Origin of the sequence: Sphaerisporangium sp. NPDC049002 (genome assembly GCF_040649355.1) — a bacterium.
In the GTDB taxonomy this organism is placed as follows: domain Bacteria; phylum Actinomycetota; class Actinomycetes; order Streptosporangiales; family Streptosporangiaceae; genus Sphaerisporangium.
In genome coordinates this window covers 16,321-33,696 of the sequence record NZ_JBEZFH010000065.1, presented here as the reverse complement: position 1 = coordinate 33,696, position 17,376 = coordinate 16,321, and the positions used below count along the sequence as shown (strand labels likewise).

Below are 17,376 nucleotides of genomic sequence, written 5' to 3'. Positions count from 1 at the left end.
AGCAACCTGAAGGATCACGTGATGGCCGTCTTCATTTCACGACGCCACGCTGACTACCAGCGGAAACTCGTACACCACCCCCGTGGACGCAACCCCGCCAGCTGGCGCACAACGGTCAGACTGCGCCGAGCCTTCGGCACCGGAACATCAAGGATCTCCTTGACGGCCAGCACTCCGACCCCGGTGCTCACCCGCCAGTTGCGGTTCATCATTCCCGAGGGCAGGAACGTCGCACCGCGTACAGAGCCCAGGTTGAAAGTCCGGGCGACCTGTATCAGGTCATGCTCACCTAGTGAGGACGCCGGCAAGTCAGGATGTTCCACAGCCACCTTCGGAAGGTTACGCAATCCGGAGACTCGCCATCCCGCTAATCCGCATGCTGGTCAGTTCACCCGCACCAACTCGACCCGGTTCCTGCGAACCCGCCGGCACGGCCAGGCCGCACCTTTGTTCCGGTATTTCACAGCGGAATGTTGGAATGGCGTCCCCGGGAATGCGGCGCGCCCGCGAGGGCCTCGGCGAGCCGGAGCCGCGTGGTCGCGGGCGCGATGACCTCGTCGACGACCCCGAGGGACATCGCCCGATCGACGCCGCCGGCCACCTGCCGGTGCTCCTCGACCAGGCGCGCCCGCAGCTCGTCGCGTCCGGCCTCCGGGGCCGCGGCGAGTGCCTTCTTGTGCAGGACGCCGACCGCCGCCTCGGCCCCCATCACCGCCACCTCGGCGCCGGGCCAGGCGAAGACCGCCGTGGCGCCGAGCGAGCGGGAGTTCATGGCGATGTAGGCCCCGCCGTAGGCCTTCCGGGTGATCAGGGTGACCCGGGGCACGACCGACTCGGCGAAGGCGTGCAGGAGCTTGGCGCCACGTCTCACGACGCCGCCCCACTCCTGCCCGACCCCGGGAAGGTAGCCGGGCACGTCCACCAGCACGACGAGGGGGATGCCGAGCGAGTCGCACATGCGGACGAACCGCGATCCCTTCTCGGCCGACAGGGAGTCCAGGCAGCCACCCTTGCGGATGGGGTTGTTGGCGAGCACGCCGACGGACCGGCCGCCGAGCCGGCCGAGCCCCACCAGGAGGTTGGCGGCCCAGCGCGGCTGCAGTTCCTCGAAGACCACCCCGCCCTCGTCGCCGTCCATGATGGCGTGGACGAGCGGCCGCACGTCGTACGCCCGGCGAGGCGACTCGGGCAGGAACCCACCGAGGTCCCTCGGCTCCCGTAGTCGCGCGAGGTCGAAGGCGCCGGGAAGGGAGAAGAACCCGACGAGGCGGCGAGCCCGGACGTACGCCTCGTCCTCGCCGCCGACCGTGATGTGGGCGACCCCCGATTTGGGCCCGTGGGTCTCGGGGCCGCCGAGCCCCGCCATGTCGATGGTCTCGCCCGTGACGCTGCGCACGATGTCGGGGCCGGTCACGAAGACGCGGGCGGCGTCGGCCATCATGACGATGTCGGTGAGCGCCGGGCCGTACGCCGCGGCTCCCGCCGCCGGGCCGAGGACGACGGAGATCTGCGGGATGACGCCGGAGGCCCGCGTCATGGCGGCGAACATGAGCCCGACGCCGTGCATCGACTCGACCCCGTCCGCGAGCCGGGCCCCCCCGGAGTGCCACAGGCCGACGACCGGGCAGCCCAGGCGCTCGGCGGTCTCGATCGCCTCGACGATGCGCATCGCGCCCGCGGCGCCGAGCGCGCCGCCCATCCGCGTGGCGTCGGTGCAGTAGGCGACGACCGGGGCTCCGTCCACCAGCCCGCGTACGGCCCGCACACCGCTGTCGTCGTCACCGTGGAGCGGCACGGGGGAGCCGGGGTCGAGCAGCCGCGCGAGGCGGACCGATGGCGCCCGGCCGTCGATCCGCTGAGCCGGGGATTCCTCGACCGCAATGGTGGACAGGACAGTCATCGCTGAATTCCCTGCTGTATGGAGTCGACCGGTAATAGTGTCGAATTTGCACCAGCCATCGATGCGAGCCAACCCCTGTTTGTGTAGTAATCGTTTTGAGCGGTGCCCCTGCCCCCCGTTTTCCTGGCCCTGTCCCGTTTTCCCGGCCCCCGCCCCGGCGGTCCGCCTGGCGTTCACGCCGGTACGTCGTAGCAGGTGGGGCGGGGTGTGGCGGGTGTCCATCCGTGCTCGGGAAGGCCGTCCTCACAGGTCGCCGCGCGCCACGGTGGCAACTTGTGGCCGGAACTTCTGCAGGTTGACGCCACACGGCGATTCGCGTTCATGTTTCCATGACGTGAACTCACTGCCTGGAGGACGTGCCTTGTCCATATGGTCGTTACCGATAGTCGCCGCCGTTCTGGCCGCGACGGCATTTCCGGGGGGCGCGGTCGTCCAGTCCTCCACAATCGAGGACCCTGCCGCCTTGGTCAACACCTTCCTCGGGACCAAGGAGGGAGGCCCCGACTTCGGCCACGGCGGCGGGGCCGGCATGAACTTCCCCGGCGCCGTCCTGCCGTTCGGGATGATGCAGTGGAGCCCCGACACGGTGGCGAACGCCGGCGGTGGCTACAAATGGGAAGACAACCGGTTGCGCGGCTTCTCGATGACCCACATCTCGGGCCCGGGGTGTACGGGCGCGCAGGACTTCCCCGTGATGCCGATCTCCGGGGCGATCGGCAGGTCACCGGCCACGCACGGCGACGACTACGTGCAGACGTTCAAGCATGAGAACGAGAAGTCCTCGCCCGGCTTCTACGGCACGACCCTGGACACCGGGGTCAAGGCGGAGCTGTCGGTGAGCGCGCGCGCCGGCGTCGGGCGGTTCACCTTCCCCCAGGGCAAGCCGGGCACGCTGCTGCTGAACACCAGCGGGTCGGTCAACGGCATCGACGACGGAGAGACCCGGATCACCGGGAACACCGTCGAGGGCTGGGTCCAGACCGGCGGCTTCTGCGGCCCCCCGATGCGGTACAAGGTCTACTTCTCCGCCACCTTCGACCAGCCGGTCACCGGGTCGGGCACATGGAAGGACGACGCCGTGCTCCCGGGCGTCCAGTCGGTGAAGAACGCCTCCAAGGCTAAGGTCAGGGGCGAGACCGTGACGGCCCAGGACGTGGTCGTGAACGGCCCCGGCTCGGGCGCGTACCTGCAGTTCGACTCCGCCAGGCCGGTGCAGATGCGCGTGGGGCTGTCCTACGTGAGCATCGCCGGGGCCAGGAACAACGTGAAGACCGAGATCGGCGCCGACGGCCTCGACCAGGTCGCGGCGAAGGCCCAGTCGACCTGGAGCAAGCGGCTCGGCCAGGTGCGGGTCACGGGCGGGACCCTGGACCAGCGGCGCACCTTCTACAGCAACCTCTACCACTCCCTGCTGCAGCCGTACGTCGCCGAGGACGTCGACGGCACGTACACGGGGATGGACAACAAGCCCCACAAGGTCGCCGCGGGCCGTCACCACTACGCGACCTTCTCCGGGTGGGACATCTACCGCAGCGAGGTGCAACTCCTCGCCCTGCTCGCCCCCGACGTGGGCAGCGACATCGCGCAGTCGATGTACGACAACGCGCAGTCGATCGGCAACGTATGGGACCGGTGGTCCCACCAGAGCGCGGTCACCGGCGTCATGGTGGGTGACCCGTTCCACTCGATCATCTCCAGCATGTACGCCTTCGGGGCGCGCGCCTACGACGCTCCCACGTTCCTGAAGGCCATGGTCGCGGCGGCCAGGCGCGTCGGCCCGATGGACATCGGCCACCCGCAGGCCAAGTACGACGAGCGGCCGGGCAACGCCGCCTTCATGGCCAAGGGGTACGTCCCGGCGGACCCCTCCTCGACGCTGGAGTACGGCGTCGCGGACTTCGGGCTGGCCCAGCTCGCCTCCCGTCTCGGCGACGCGACGACGTCGAGCGAGTTCATGAAGCGCTCGCAGGCCTGGCAGAACATCTACAACCCGGCGAACTCCTGGATCCAGCCGCGCATGGCCGAAGGGTCGTTCACCTCCCCCTTCGACCCCGCGAGCCCCGACGTCTACGTTGAGGGCAACGGCGCGCAGTACCAGTGGCTGGTGCCGCACAACCCACGCGGCCTGTTCGACATCATGGGCGGCAACGCCAAGGCGGTCAGCCGGCTCGACGGGTACTTCAAGAAGCTCAACGCCGGTCCGAAGGAACCCTACGCCTACATGGGCAACGAGCCCTCCTTGCCGGCGCCGTGGCTGTACGCGTGGGCGGGGCAGCCGTACAAGACCCAGGACCTCGTGCGGCGGGTGCAGCAGGAGCTGTTCACGTCCGGCCCTGACGGGCTGGCGGGGAACGACGACCTCGGGGCCATGGGCTCCTGGTACGTGTGGTCGGCCATGGGCATCTTCCCGGCCATCCCCGGCAGGGCGGAACTGCTGGTGAACACCCCGCTGTTCGACAAGATCACTATTACGCGGGACAGGGGGAGCATCGAGATCAACGCGCCCGGCTCCGCGAGCCGGTACGTCCGGACGCTCAAGGTGAACGGGGTGACGACGACCAAGGCGTGGCTGCCCGAGTCGTTCGCGACCGGCGGAGGCAGGCTCGACTTCACGCTCGGCACCACGCCGAACACCACGTTCGGAGCCGGCGCGAACGACGTGCCGCCCTCGTTCAACGACGGCGCGCAGCAGTACGTCATCGGCGCGGACCCGGGCAGCGGCCCGGTCGAGCCGGGCGCGACCTTCGAGGCGCAGTTCGCCGCCCAGTCCGCGACCAGAGCGGTCTCGCTGAAGTGGGAGGCGAAGCCCCCGGCGGGCATCACCGTCTCACCCGCCGGCGGAACCTTCCAGGTGCCGGCCGGAGGCAGGGCCACGGTGAAGCTCAGCATCACCGTGGGTTCCGGCGTGGCCCTCGGATTCCAGACCGTGCCGATCTCCGCGACGGAGCCGACGCCCTCGGGCTCGGTCTCCACGGCGCTCACCACCGGCGTACGGCTCAACATCGCCAAGCGCGGGACGATCGACTGGTACCACAACAACGCCGGCCTCGGCAACGAGGCCGAGGCGGGCCAGGCCAACCTCGACGGAGCCGGGTTCGCCTATCCGGCCCAGGCACTCGCGGGAGCCGGGCTGACGCCGGGCGGCAAGGTCGACTGGAAGGGCTTCCGGTTCACTTGGCCGAACCGCAAGCTCGGCGAGTGGGACAACCTGGTGACGGGGAGCCAGGCGATCGAGATGACGGCGCCCGACGGGGCCACCAAGCTCGCCTTCCTCGGGTCGGGCACCAACACCGCACCGCTGGTGGACACGACGATCACCTACACCGACGGCTCGACGAGCACGGCCAAACTAGGCTTCAGCGACTGGATGCTGAACTACGGAGGTAGCCCGCCCAGCTACGGGAACGAGATCGTGGCCCAGGCGCCCTACCGGTTGTACACGGGCTCCTGGCAGGTCCAGCCCCTCAGCACCTTCGTATTCGCCGCCCAGCCGATCGCGCTGACACCGGGTAAGAAGGTGAAGAGTGTGAAGTTCTCACCGGTCGAGGGCGGCGCGCTGCACCTCTTCGCGTGGGCCTTCTCCTGACCCATAGATGACCAAGGACCCCACGGGGGGTGCGAGCCCTCCGTGGGGTCCTTTTCTGTCGACATGTGGGCCGGGTCAGGGACGCGGATCCCGCGTAGGCCGAAGGACAAGCCCTTCCGCCGAGTCCCGGGCCACCCCCTGGGCACCGTTTCCGGCGAGCCACTCCCCATGGGCGGAGGCCGGAGATTCCCGGCCTCCGCCCACGCGGGTCAGTTGTAGTGACGGACCTTCGGCCAGATCTGACTCCATGGCTGGAGCGGGTCGTGGCAGACGATGATCGGGTTGTCCTGCTCCTCGCCGGCCATCCCGGTCACCGTGGCGGCCTGGGCGCATCGGGCGAACACCGTGCCGAGGCCCCGAGCGGTGAAGTCGACCGCCACCACCACGCGCGTCCCCTCGGGAGGCGGGCCCCACCACCACAGTTCGTTGTGGCCGCTGTAGACCTTCGGCAGGCCGAACTCGCTCGCCCACCGGTCGAGCGCGCCGGCCTCCCCGTAGTTCCCGGCCAGCAGCACCGCCCCGGCCCGATCCTGCTCGGGCAGCCCGTGTACCACCTCGCCGACCTGCCGGGCCAGGTCGTACATCCCCACGGACTCGACGGACACCTCGTTGGCGACGGCGACCGGGGTTCCGGGCAGCGAGGCGGCCGGGACGACCGGCAAGGCCACGACGATCGAGACGACCGCGGTGACCGCGAGCGCCGCGACCAGAGTCCGGCGCCACCGCCATTCGGCGGCGGAGACACAGCCGGCGGCGAACAGGTACAACAGGAACCCCACGAGGTAGTCGGCCCTGCCCGCCGAGTACAGGGTGACCGCGCAGGCCACCGGATACGCGATGGCGAGGGCCCGGGTCCGGGGATCCCGCCACAGCCGGCGCCATCCCACCACGCCCACCACCGCCTGGGGCGGGCCGAGCAGCAGGAGCTGAAGGGGAACGAAGGTGATCCTGTTGGTGGTCCCCTCGTCGATCTTCAATGCCTCGGCCATCTGGAACTGCGGCCAGTCATGGGTCACCTGGTAGACCAGGTTGGGCGCCGCGACCGCGATCGCGAGCAGGGCGCCGATCCACAGACGCTTGTCCTTCAGGACCTCGCGCGGGCCGGCGGCCAGGATGCCCACGCCGATGGCGCCCAGCAGCAGCACGATCAGATCGCGGTTGTAGGTGGCGAATCCCGCGATCAGGCCGACCCAGATCCAGTACCGCCCCTCGCCCCGAAGCAACGCGCGCATCAGGCACAGCGTGGTGGCGGTCCACAGCAAGAGATCCGGCGTCAGAGTGAGCAGCGTGTGCCCGGCGATCAGAGGTAGCGACGCGGTGGCCGTTCCCGCCGCGGCCAGGATCTGAGCTCGGCGGTTCCCGCCGAGCTCCCTGGTCATGAGCGCGACGAGCACGATCACGAGCCCGGCGCACAGGGCGGGCACGATCCGCAGGGCGACGACCGTGTCGCCGAAGACGGTCGTCGACAACCGGGCGATCATCGGGGTGAGCGGCGGTGTATCGAAATATCCCAGCCGCGGATGCTCGCCCAGCAGCCGGAAGTAGAGTTCGTCGCGGTGGTAGCCGTACCACGGGCTGACGGCGAGCAGAACGGCGCTGGTCGCCAGTGCGACGGAGAGGACGGGGGTCCGGCCGAACGGGGAGAGCAGGGCATCTGTCCTGACTCGGGTGATCGAAGTCACTTGACCATGATGGTGGTCAACTGTCGGTCCGGCCACCCACTTCCGCATCGTGATCGATAAACAGGGGGGGGTCTTCCCCAGCCGGGCCAGCCCGTCGCCTTCTGGCCTCCTCGCCTGCCCGCAGGCTCCGAGGAGGTCAGAAGGATCGCCGGTGCCGTTTCGCTCCGTCAGTGACCGGAGGACAAGATCAGACGTTCAGCGTGCCGTCCTTGACGGCGCTGAGGAAGGTCTGCCACTCGCCCGGGGAGAACCGGAGAATCGGACCGCCGGGCGTCTTGCTGTCCCGTACGGCCAGACCGCTGAGCAGGGGCGCGACCTCGACACACGCACCGCCGTTGCCGCTGCTGTAGGAGGACTTACGCCACCGCAAATTGGTCATTTCCATGTTTCGGCCACCTTCGCCATCAGGTCGATCGATTGCTTCGTCGGCAGGGCCTCGGCCCGCAGGGACTCCCACAGGCGCTTCAGGGCTGCCACATCGGCGGCGCGTTCGACGACATCGCCGTTCAGCGCATTGTCCACATAGACGACCTCGCCCCCGTCGAAATTGGCGATGACGAGAGGTCCGGAGAGGCCAGGATAAGCACCGGCGTCGAGCGGCACAATCTGTATAACGACGTCCGGCCGCTCGGCGACGCCGAGTAGAACCTGTAGCTGTTCGTGCATGACCTTCGGCCCGCCGACCGGTCGCCGAAGCACGCCTTCGTCGAGCACGACGACGAACATGGGTCGGTTGTCGCCGGTCAGAATGCGTTGCCGTGCGAGCCGAGCCTCCACTTGGTCATCGACGTCGAACGGCCTTCCTGACCTCGCGATGACCTCACGGGCGTACTGCTCGGTCTGCAGGAGACCCGGTACGAGTAGGGGCTCGTACCACAACAACGAGGTCGCCTTGGCTTCGACCACCAGCCATTTGCCGAGCCACTCCGGGGGCATGCCGCGGCAGACCAGGTCGTCTACGAGCCTGGAGAAGATGCCTCCGGTGTCGAGGATGCGGTCGCAGCGCTCGGCGAAGTCAGGCTTGGGCACCCTGCGGCTGGTCTCCACCATCGCCACGAACGACGGCGAGTAGCCGACGATCGCCGTGGCGAGCTGGGCCTGACTCATGCCCGCGGCCTCACGGGCCTGCCGGAGCTCTCTGGCGAAGAACTCGAGCGGTGTCATGCGATTGCCGTTCACGATCGCTCACCCACTTTCACGAGGGGGCCGCCGCATTCACGTCTTGGGGGTATGCGCGGCGGCCTATTCCGGAGCGTACGACTCTGGATATCTCGATGTTGGCCTTACGGCGAACCTGTGGAAAGGAAAATCGTGCAGACGCTCATGGGGTCGAAATGCCTGGTATTGGTCCCTCTGCCGACGGCGGCGGGAAGCGCGCGGCGTTACGTACGTCGGACATTGGTCGAATTCGGATATAACGCTAAAATCGACGACGCCGAGCTCGTGGTGTCCGAGCTGGTCAGCAATGCCGTGAAGGCGAATCCGATTCCGGCGCGGCGGTCGGCCGAGACCCCGTCCCAGAGCGACGCCGACGTCATCCGCGTCGGCCTCTCCATCAAGCCCGGCGCCATTCGCATAGAGGTATGGGATGGGAATCCCGCCGGGCCCGTACCGGCAGCCCCCGGAGATGAGGACGAAAGCGGGCGAGGGCTCCTTCTCGTCGGCCTGCTTTCCATCGGATGGGGCACATGGTGGCCACCCGACGGCGGAAAGATCGTATGGTGTGAATTGCCCATTTAATCCATTCGGACCGAGCCGACGGATTCGCTGGGAAGCGGGCAAGCTGGTAAATATGGCCCGCTGATCGCTTTGCGCGGGCGTCGGGACGGCGGAGGCGTGTCTGCGGGTAGGCATCGGCCGCAAGACCGGATATCGGTGGCGGGCCAAGCGGGGTGGCATCCCTCCCGCGCGGGTGGCAGAGGAGTCACGCTCCCGGTTCCTGTCGCTGCTTGAACGACGGCGCATCGCCACTTTGGACGAGAGTGGTCATGGGATACGCGAGATCGCTCGAGCACCCACCTGGTATGCGGCGGCGGGACGATCGAGCGTCCCTGGACGTACGATCGAGGAGATCGAAGTAGGCGATCGGATCCTGGCCAAAGATCCCCTGTCGGGGAAAGCTGGTCGGTGCGGATCTTCCCGGAAGGCAAGGGAGGCATCGGCGTGAAGGGCATCAGGTTGCGCAGCGGCACCCCGAGTGACGTTGAACTCCGGATGGTCCTCGACGCGGTTCGCTCAGATCCCAAGCTGCGCGCCAGCCTCATCCGCAACGCCAAGGATGTTATGGCTCGGATGAACAGCGGGCAGTTGGGCATGAACAAGAACCGTGCCGCCGAGATGCACTTCCTTATCAAGGCTTTGGAGAAGATCAAGTGACCGAACTGGCCTTCTATGTAACGGCGCTCACGACTGGCACTGTGCTGGGCCTAAGGATCGGTTCACGAGCCGAGGAGGTGGAACGGGTTCTCGGCCCGGATTTCCTGGACGACCCCGGTCGGGGCACCCTGCGGCGGGACTACGGCCTGGTGGAGTTCGGATTTGAGCGCGATCACGGGTGGATGTGCCGTGTGATCAGTATCCAGGTCCACCGGCTCGCCGGCCAGCAGGGTGACACGGTGCCTACCCGCCTGCGCGAGAAGTACGGCTCGTTCGCCCCTTACGTGCCCTACGAAATCCTGGCCCCTGCACTAGCCTCCTACGGCTACACCACGCACATCGACCGGCAGGAGAGCCCGTACCCGGGCCTTCGGGTCCTCCAGGTCGACCAGACGGGGACCGAGATCGTCGTCGTCGCGGACAAGGAGGCTGAACGTGCGGGAGGCCGCCCAGGACACGGCGATGTGTGGTCGATCTCGCTGTCGCGTGAAGGTCGGCCTCGTGAATTCACCGGCACGCCGGTGATCGTCACCTAGCGTCACATACGGCAAGAGGCGCCGCTCTGGCCTGGCGTGATCTGGATTGCCTGGTCTAGCTTCATCAATGGATTGTGGCTGGCCGCTGCCGATGCCGCGCTCGCGGTGGAGATCGCCGGGATCCACACTGACTGGGACGGCACCTACGGCAGCCCGCGGATCACCGCCGAGTTGCCCGGCAACAAGGCGGTCGTCGGCGTGAACAACGACAACTGCACCGTACCGGTAGTAGGCAGGTGCGGAAGCTTCCCAGGTGGTTTCGATTTCCGTGTCGCGTGCGACATGCACGACTACGGCTACGGAATTATCTAACTGAGCAGGACGGATTCCTGGACCAAGGCTGAAAAGGCATCTGTCGATTCGATCTTCTATACAGTTATGCGCAGCTACACCTGCAACGCATATCCGATACGAAGAAGGCCGGAGTGCTGACTTGGGCGTATGCGTACTACCAGTCCGTAGTCCACCGGGGCGGTAAGTCAATGTAGCTTGACTCTAAGCCGTTGAGATTGGGCCGAAGAGGGGTAACGTCCGCTTCGGCCCACTCCCCATACCAAGGTTGGTCTCGTACAGGAAGCGACACGGACATGAGATCCTTGATGCACTATCTGAAGACTGGTAGCCGGAAGGTGGGCGGGGCGACGGCAATCATTCCCCTCCTGTATGTGCTCCTTATTCTTGGAGCAGCCGCGGTGACAATACCGCTGGCCGGGAGGGGGGGCGGATTGGAGTACCTTTGGATTCTGCTGTTTGCCGCGCCGTTGAGTTCAGCCTTCTCATATCTTCAAGACCTTTTCTTGCCAGACGTGGGTCCTTACGGCGCCCTCATGGTTCTCGTGGTGGCCGGCTTGGTTCAAGCATGGATTCTCTGGTTGATCGTCCGATGGCTTGCACGCAGATGAAATTGAGGACCTAACGTAGCGGCCTGGTCACCCTTGCGCGGCGAAGCGCGCCATCCGCACCAACTGACGGGCATTGCGCACCGCTCCCACCGCCCGACCCTCTACCAGGGACGGCGCGGCTGGCCCAAAGTTCGAATGCGCTCGTTGGTTATCGGCTCACGTGTCTTCGATCGGGCAATGGCGCCAGGCGGCGTGATGGTCGTGATCGGGCCGTAGTGAGGCTCACCTGCAGGTGTGGATCGGGTCCCCGTCGCGTGCCGGCAGAGGCACGCGCTTGGCGAACAGGAGTGCTGCGGGTCCCGCACCCCTCCGCAAGGCCCGCCAGGGCACGTGAGCTGATCGCGCGGGCCGACGGGTCAGGTGGTCAGGTGGTGGATGACCGTTCGGGCCGATGTTGGGTTGAAGAGGATGGTGTTGTGGTTGGTGTCGGGGACGACCTCGGCTTTGAGGACGGGGGACTGGGCCTGGGCCTCGGTGACGTGGGCGGGGGGCAGGAACGGCGGGGGGTCGCCCATCATGCCGCTCGGGGCCGTGAGGAGGGCGGTGGGGAGCTTCAGCGCGCGGAGCGCGTCAGTGATCTTCTGCCCGCTGCTCAGCAGATCGTGTCCGTCGGCGCGGACCGCTGAGGCCTGGGCGCGTGAACGCAGGGCACCCGGCTCGCCGGTGAGGTCGTACCGCAGATAGAACTCCAGGTCGTCGCTCCAGGAGTCCTTGAACGCCGGATGCGGGCGCCAGAAGTCGAAGTACTCCTCGACGGAGGCGAAGGTGCGGGTGAGCCGGGCCAGCGCGGGGCCGAGCGTCGCCTGCATCACCGCGTCGGGGTCGACGCCCTCGGGTACGGGAAGCGGGATCCCGCCGTCGACGAGGACCAGCCGCCGGTACAGCTCGGGACTGCGCACGGCGGCGAGCAGGGCGACGTACGCGCCCATGGAGTGACCGGTCAGGACGTACTGCTCGGCGCCGATGTGGCGGGCGGCGGCGTTCAGGTCGGCGCTGTGGCGGTCGAAGCCGAACGGCCCCGGCAGGTCGGTGCTCCCGCCCCGGCCGCGCAGGTCGACGGCGATCAGCGACCAGCCGGCGGGAAGGCGCCCGGCGACCGCCTGCCAGGAGGCGGCGGAGCTGGTGATCCCGTGGGCGGCCAGGATGACGGCGTCCCCGGTGCCCCATCGGAGCGCACGCAACTCGCCTCCATCGACGGGGATGTCCAGCGGCTGAGGGGATTCGGTGGCCATGTCCACTCCCTTTCACGGTCCCTGCTCCGTGTGAGCGTACAGACTCCCGGATCCACGGCTCCCAGCCGGTCGGAGGCATCCGGGGCACGGCACGGCGGTGTCCATCGCGTGTAAGGAAAGGGGCCCCGTCCCTGAGTGACCGGGCGAACGGGCCGAGGGGCCTCAGCGGGAGGTTTGCCGCGCGGTTGGTCAGGGTTTCAGGTGCTTGTTACTGTGCTTCGATGCGCTGGCGGGTCTGGTCGGCAGAGGCCACCGGCGCACACTTCCGGCCGGGGGGCTCCATGATCTTGACGTTCGCCGATCCCTTGTTCCGCCGCGCCCGCGTGCCGGCGCCCTCATGACCCAGTTGAGCGGTGGGCCGGGGTTCGCGGCAGCCCTGGTGGGCCGCTTCCAGCACCCGGCGCAGGTGATCGTGGGGAGCTTCGGCGTGGTGGCCCTCGTCGGCACGGCGCTGCTCTCCCTGCCCCTGGCCACGACGACCGGCCAGCGGGCCGACCTGCTGGAGGCGTTGTTCACGGCCACCTCCGCGGTGTGCGTCACCGGCCTTGTGATCGTGGACACCGGTACGCACTGGTCGGTCTTCGGTGAGGTCGTCATCGTGGGGCTGGTGCAGGTGGGCGGCCTCGGCATCATGACCCTGGCCACGCTCTTCGCCGTGATGGTCTCCGGCCGGCTCGGGCTGCGGGCCAGCCTGCTGGCACAGGCGGAGACCAAGGCGCTCAGCATGGTCGACCTGCGCAGGGTCGTGCGCAAGGTGGTGCTGTTCAGCCTGGTGTCCGAGGTCGTCATCACGGTCGTGCTCACCGCCCGCTTCGTGATCGGGTACGGCGAGCCGCTCGGCAGGGCGGCGTACCTCGGGGCCTTCCACGCGGTCGCGGCGTTCAACAACTCGGGGTTCGCGCTGTGGCCTGACAGCCTGATGAGGTTCGTCGCCGATCCCTGGATCTGCGTCACCATCGCGGTCGCCGTCATCATCGGCGGGCTGGGCTTCCCGGTGTGGTTCGAGCTGCTCCGCTCGTGGCGGCGGCCCGGCAGGTGGTCGGTGCTCACGCGGATCACGCTGGCGGTGTCGGCCGCGCTGATCGTGCTGGGCACGCTGGTGTTCCTGGTGACCGAATGGTCCAACCCCAAGACGCTCGGCCCGCTGTCGGACCCGGCCAAGCTGCTGGCCGCGTTCTTCACCGGCGTCATGCCTCGCAGCGCGGGCTTCAACAGCATCGACATCACGCAGATGTACCCCTCAAGCTGGCTGGCCACCGACGTGCTGATGTTCATCGGAGGCGGCAGCGCCAGCACCGGCGGCGGGATCAAGGTGACCACGTTCGGGCTGCTGGCCTTCGTCCTGTGGGCCGAGCTGCGCGGCGAGACGCGGGTGAACGTCGGGCACCGCCGCATCCCCGAGACCATCCAGCGCCAGGCCCTGGCGATCGCGCTGCTCGGGGTGGGCCTGGTGGCGGTCTCGACGTACGCGCTGCTCGCCCTGACGCCGCATAGCCTGGACAGGGTGCTGTTCGAAGCGGTGTCGGCCTTCGGCACGGCCGGCATGTCCACCGGCATCACCGCCGATCTGCCCGCCGCGGGGCACGTGCTGATCCTGCTGCTGATGTTCGTGGGCCGGGTGGGCCCGCTCACCCTCGGTTCCGCGCTCGCGCTGCGCGAGCGCACCACCCGTTACGAGTTGCCGGAGGAGCGACCCATCGTTGGCTGAGTACAGCAGAGACAGTCCTGTGGTGGTCATCGGGCTGGGCCGGTTCGGCACCTCGCTCGCGCTGGAGCTCGTACGCAGGGGCACCGAGGTGCTGGCCATCGACAACCGGGCGAAGGTGGTGCAGAGCCTCGCGGGGAGCCTCACCCATGTCGTCGTCGCCGACTCCACCGACATGGAGGCGCTGAAGCAGCTCGGCGTGCCCGACTTCTACCAGGCCGTGGTGGCCATCGGCGGCGACCTGGAGGCGAGCATCCTGACCGCCTCGCTGCTCGTCGAGCTGGAGGTGGAGAACATCTGGGCCAAGGCGGTCAGCCGCCAGCACGCCCGGATCCTGGAGCAGATCGGCATCCGGCACGTCGTGCAGCCCGAGCACGACATGGGTGAGCGCGTGGCCCATCTGGTGACCGGCCGGATGCTCGACTACATCGAGGTCGACGAGAACTTCGCCCTGGTCAAGACCCGCCCGCCGAAAGAGCTCGTGGGTCTCGCTCTCGGGGAGTGCAAGCTGCGCAAGAAGTACGGCGTCACGGTGGTGGGCGTCAAGAGCCAGGGACAGGAGTTCACCTACGCCACCGCCGACACCGTCCTGATGTACGGGGACGTCATCATCGTCTCGGGGACCATCGAGAAGGTGGAGCGCTTCGCGGAACTCACGTGAGCGGCGCTTGGCGAAGCCCAGGTCTCGCGTGCGGTCAGCCGACGTGGGCGAGGGCGTCGATCTCCACGAGCATCGCCTCGTGGGGCAGGCCGGTGAAGACGGTGGTGCGGCCCGGCAGGACCCCGCTGGGGCAGTTCTCCCTGACGAAATCGCCGTACACCTCGTTCATCGGGGCGAAGTCCTCGCGCTTGGTGAGGTAGACCCGGAACATCAGCACGTCCTCGACGGTCGCGCCTCCGGCCGTGAGAACGGCCTTGACGTTCTCCAGCGTCCTGCGGGTCTGGGCGCGCACGTCGCCCGGGTGGAGGTACTCCGACGTCCGAAGGTCCATCGGGCCCTGGCCGGAGACCTGCAGGAACGGGCCCTTGCGGACGCCCTGGGAGAGGATCACCGGCGCGGGCGCGCCCTCGGTGCGGATGGCGGTCTTGTCACTCATGGCGGCTCCGAAGATCGGCTTCCCACAGTCCCGGCGGCCGAGCCTACCGGGGCGGACGGGCACGGCGGCGGTCAGGCACGTACGGCGGTGGGTCGGGTACGGACGGCGGTGGTCGGGCACGGACGGCGGTGAGTCGGGCCGCGTTGACCGGCACCGGTAACACGGGTACAAACTAGCGCAATCCACGCAAATCCAGGAGGTCGGATGCCGATCGACGCCGCCGCTGTCGCCGCACTGCGCGAGGAGCGGCTCGACTGGCGGTTCAAGGCCGCGCCCCTCCGGGCCTCCGGACTCACGGTCGGGGAGTACCTCTCCGGGCGGCCCTCGCTCGCGGACTTCGGGACGCCGCTGCTCACCCTCGAACGCCGCGCCCTCGACCACAACATCGAGACCATGGCCGCCTGGGTCGCCGCGGCGGGCGTCTCGCTGGCCCCGCACGGCAAGAGCACCATGGCGCCCGTCCTGTGGCGGCGCCAGCTCGCCGCCGGGGCCTGGGGACTCACGCTCGCGAACCTGCCGCAGCTCCGCGTCGCACGGGCCTTCGGGGTGAGTCGCCTGATGCTCGCCGGCAGCCTGCTCGACCCCGCCGGGCTGGCCTGGGTCGGCGCCCAGCTCGACGGGGACCCCGGCTTCTTGTTCTCGTGCTGGGTGGACTCCGCCCGTTCGGTCGCCGTCATGGACGCCGCCCTGCGCCAGGCGGGAGCCGGGCGGCCGGTGGACGTGTGCGTCGAGCTGGGCGCGCCGGGCGGCCGTACGGGCGTGAGGGACGCGGACGAGGCGGTCGCGATCGCCGGCGCGGTGCGGGCCGCTCCCACGCTGCGCCTGGCCGGCGTCGCCGGGTACGAGGGCGCGCTCGGCCACGACGCCTCCACAGAGAGCCTGGCCGCGGTGGACGGCTTCCTGAGGCGGATGGCCGCCCTCCACGGCAGGCTGGACCACGAGGTGGACGAGCCGATCGTCACGGCGGGCGGCAGCGCGTACTTCGACCAGGTCGTGGAGGTCCTCGGTGGGCTCGGCGCGCGTGTGGTGCTGCGGTCGGGCGCGTACGTCGTGCACGACGACGGCTTCTACCGGGCGATCTCCCCGTTCTCCCGCGGCGCCGGGCCCGTGCCGCTGCGTCCGGCGATGCACGGCTGGGCCCGGGTCGTTTCGCGGCCGGAGCCGGCGCTCGCGCTGCTCGACGCGGGCAAGCGCGACCTTCCCTTCGACGAGGGGCTGCCCGAGCCGCAGGCCGTGCGGGGGCGGACCGGTTCGATCCTCGGCGGGGCCCGGGTCACCGCGCTCAACGACCAGCTCACCTTCCTGGCCCTCGAAGGCGGCTCTGTCGTCGACTGCGGTGACGTGGTCCGCCTCGGCCTCTCGCATCCGTGCACGGCCTTCGACAAGTGGACGCTGATCCCCGTGGTCGACGACGTGGAGGCGCCGGACCCCGAGGTCGTCGACCTCGTCCGGACGTTCTTCTGATCGACGCCGTGATCCACCAGAGCGGTTGACGCGTGCCCGGGATCATGGAAGCGTGGCGCCTCGCGTGACATCGGGAAGTCAGGAATATTTCGCTATGTCGTAGGTGGGGGCGAGGATCGACCGTTATTGTGACTGATGTTACGTATGGGGTCTTTATGGTGATCTACGGGGTTCGCTGGAGGCCCGCGTATCTGGGGCACTGGTGAACGCGGCGGCGATGGGAGCGTTGATGGAGCACGGTCCGTACGACGGCCGGGAGGACGAAGGACTCCCCGGGTCGAGGGGCGAGCACCTCCTCCAGAGCCTGTTCTCCACGCGCGAGCGGGCGCTTCGCTTCTACGACCGGCAGGTGGTCGACCGCCTGACGCCCGAGATGCAGGAGTTCGTCGCCCGGCAGGAGATGGCGTTCATCGGGACCTCGGACGCGGCGGGCAACTGCGACACCTCGTTCCGGGCGGGCCCGCCCGGATTCGTCCGGGTGCTCGACCCCGGCAGGCTGATCTACCCGGAGTTCCGGGGCAACGGCGTGCTCGCGAGCATGGGCAACATCATGGAGAACCCGCACATCAGCCTGCTGTTCGTCGACTTCTTCGAAGACCTGGTGGGGCTGCACGTCAACGGCGCGGCGAGCATCACCACCGCGTACGACGTGGCCCGACGCCACGGGCTCGCCGACGAGGACCGGACCGCGCCCGGACGCCGGGCCGACCGGTGGGTCGTGGTCGAGGTCGAGGAGGCCTACATCCACTGCTCCAAGCACATCCCGCTCCTGGCCAGGGAGGACCGCAGGCGGCGCGACGCGGAGGGCCGCAGGCCCGCGGGCGAGGAGTACTTCGGCGTCACGCGGTCCCGCGAACGGGAGAGACAGGAAGCGGGCCGGCCGGCTGAGTGACGCC

Annotated in this window: 15 protein-coding genes; 9 read left to right on the top strand and 6 right to left on the bottom strand. The window is 68.6% G+C overall.

Annotated features, from left to right (window positions below; all coding sequences use genetic code 11):
• Nucleotides 1–460: 460 nt before the first annotated feature.
• Complete coding sequence (locus AB0B89_RS15820) at nt 461–1,900, bottom strand: carboxyl transferase domain-containing protein (protein ID WP_358552830.1); 1,440 nt, start codon at nt 1,898–1,900, stop codon at nt 461–463.
• On the opposite strand from AB0B89_RS15820, the gene AB0B89_RS15815 reads away from it, so the two are divergent.
• Nucleotides 1,881–5,486 carry a GH92 family glycosyl hydrolase gene (locus AB0B89_RS15815; protein WP_358552828.1) on the top strand — a complete coding sequence of 1,202 codons (3,606 nt, stop codon included), beginning with the start codon at nt 1,881–1,883 and terminating at the stop codon, nt 5,484–5,486. The genes AB0B89_RS15820 and AB0B89_RS15815 overlap by 20 nt on opposite strands.
• 209 nt (nt 5,487–5,695) lie before the next feature.
• Here the strand turns inward: AB0B89_RS15815 and AB0B89_RS15810 are convergent, their stop codons facing one another.
• The 3 genes from AB0B89_RS15810 to AB0B89_RS15800 form a co-directional block, all read right to left on the bottom strand.
• Nucleotides 5,696–7,168, bottom strand: a complete 1,473-nt coding sequence (locus AB0B89_RS15810; protein WP_358552826.1) for a glycosyltransferase family 39 protein — start codon at nt 7,166–7,168, stop codon at nt 5,696–5,698.
• A gap of 187 nt (nt 7,169–7,355) precedes the next feature.
• On the bottom strand, nt 7,356–7,553 hold the full coding sequence (locus AB0B89_RS15805; RefSeq protein WP_358552825.1) for a DUF397 domain-containing protein: 198 nt from the start codon (nt 7,551–7,553) through the stop codon (nt 7,356–7,358).
• Nucleotides 7,544–8,347, bottom strand: a complete 804-nt coding sequence (locus AB0B89_RS15800) for a helix-turn-helix transcriptional regulator (RefSeq protein WP_358552823.1) — start codon at nt 8,345–8,347, stop codon at nt 7,544–7,546. The genes AB0B89_RS15805 and AB0B89_RS15800 overlap by 10 nt, the downstream gene beginning before the upstream one ends.
• A gap of 132 nt (nt 8,348–8,479) precedes the next feature.
• Between AB0B89_RS15800 and AB0B89_RS15795 the strand changes: the two genes are divergently transcribed.
• The 4 genes from AB0B89_RS15795 (at nt 8,480) to AB0B89_RS15780 (ending at nt 10,392) form a co-directional block, all read left to right on the top strand.
• Nucleotides 8,480–8,908, top strand: coding sequence for an ATP-binding protein (locus AB0B89_RS15795; RefSeq protein WP_358552821.1), 429 nt, complete (start codon nt 8,480–8,482; stop codon nt 8,906–8,908).
• A 387-nt stretch (nt 8,909–9,295) separates the two neighbouring features.
• Nucleotides 9,296–9,544, top strand: a complete 249-nt coding sequence (locus AB0B89_RS15790; RefSeq protein WP_358552819.1) for a hypothetical protein — start codon at nt 9,296–9,298, stop codon at nt 9,542–9,544.
• Nucleotides 9,541–10,080 carry a hypothetical protein gene (locus AB0B89_RS15785; protein ID WP_358552817.1) on the top strand — a complete coding sequence of 180 codons (540 nt, stop codon included), beginning with the start codon at nt 9,541–9,543 and terminating at the stop codon, nt 10,078–10,080. The genes AB0B89_RS15790 and AB0B89_RS15785 overlap by 4 nt, the downstream gene beginning before the upstream one ends.
• 36 nt (nt 10,081–10,116) lie before the next feature.
• Nucleotides 10,117–10,392, top strand: a complete 276-nt coding sequence (locus AB0B89_RS15780) for a hypothetical protein (protein WP_358552815.1) — start codon at nt 10,117–10,119, stop codon at nt 10,390–10,392.
• A gap of 946 nt (nt 10,393–11,338) precedes the next feature.
• Here the strand turns inward: AB0B89_RS15780 and AB0B89_RS15775 are convergent.
• On the bottom strand, nt 11,339–12,214 hold the full coding sequence (locus AB0B89_RS15775) for an alpha/beta hydrolase (protein ID WP_358552813.1): 876 nt from the start codon (nt 12,212–12,214) through the stop codon (nt 11,339–11,341).
• A 337-nt stretch (nt 12,215–12,551) separates the two neighbouring features.
• On the opposite strand from AB0B89_RS15775, the gene AB0B89_RS15770 reads away from it, so the two are divergent.
• Nucleotides 12,552–13,922: a potassium transporter TrkG gene (locus tag AB0B89_RS15770; protein ID WP_358552811.1), complete on the top strand. Its 1,371-nt coding sequence runs from the start codon at nt 12,552–12,554 to the stop codon at nt 13,920–13,922.
• Nucleotides 13,915–14,580, top strand: coding sequence for a TrkA family potassium uptake protein (locus AB0B89_RS15765; RefSeq protein ID WP_358552809.1), 666 nt, complete (start codon nt 13,915–13,917; stop codon nt 14,578–14,580). Before AB0B89_RS15770 ends, AB0B89_RS15765 begins: the two co-directional genes overlap by 8 nt.
• Nucleotides 14,581–14,614: 34 nt before the next feature.
• On the opposite strand, the gene AB0B89_RS15760 is transcribed toward AB0B89_RS15765, so the two are convergent.
• On the bottom strand, nt 14,615–15,016 hold the full coding sequence (locus tag AB0B89_RS15760; RefSeq protein ID WP_358552807.1) for a RidA family protein: 402 nt from the start codon (nt 15,014–15,016) through the stop codon (nt 14,615–14,617).
• A 204-nt stretch (nt 15,017–15,220) separates the two neighbouring features.
• Here AB0B89_RS15760 and AB0B89_RS15755 point away from each other — a divergent pair, with 204 nt between their 5' ends.
• Nucleotides 15,221–16,480 (top strand): alanine racemase, encoded by a 1,260-nt coding sequence (locus AB0B89_RS15755; protein WP_358552805.1) that lies wholly within the window; start codon nt 15,221–15,223, stop codon nt 16,478–16,480.
• 229 nt (nt 16,481–16,709) lie between these two features.
• Nucleotides 16,710–17,372, top strand: a complete 663-nt coding sequence (locus AB0B89_RS15750) for a pyridoxamine 5'-phosphate oxidase family protein (RefSeq protein WP_358552803.1) — start codon at nt 16,710–16,712, stop codon at nt 17,370–17,372.
• Nucleotides 17,373–17,376: the final 4 nt, after the last annotated feature.

Coding starts and splice junctions, on each gene's coding strand:
- AB0B89_RS15760 (WP_358552807.1), bottom strand. CDS start 15,016: ATGAGTGACAAGACCGCCATCCGCACCGAGGGCGCGCCCGCGCCGGTG.
- AB0B89_RS15755 (WP_358552805.1), top strand. CDS start 15,221: ATGCCGATCGACGCCGCCGCTGTCGCCGCACTGCGCGAGGAGCGGCTC.
- AB0B89_RS15815 (WP_358552828.1), top strand. CDS start 1,881: ATGGTGGACAGGACAGTCATCGCTGAATTCCCTGCTGTATGGAGTCGA.
- AB0B89_RS15750 (WP_358552803.1), top strand. CDS start 16,710: ATGGAGCACGGTCCGTACGACGGCCGGGAGGACGAAGGACTCCCCGGG.
- AB0B89_RS15770 (WP_358552811.1), top strand. CDS start 12,552: ATGACCCAGTTGAGCGGTGGGCCGGGGTTCGCGGCAGCCCTGGTGGGC.
- AB0B89_RS15820 (WP_358552830.1), bottom strand. CDS start 1,900: ATGACTGTCCTGTCCACCATTGCGGTCGAGGAATCCCCGGCTCAGCGG.
- AB0B89_RS15805 (WP_358552825.1), bottom strand. CDS start 7,553: ATGGAAATGACCAATTTGCGGTGGCGTAAGTCCTCCTACAGCAGCGGC.
- AB0B89_RS15775 (WP_358552813.1), bottom strand. CDS start 12,214: ATGGCCACCGAATCCCCTCAGCCGCTGGACATCCCCGTCGATGGAGGC.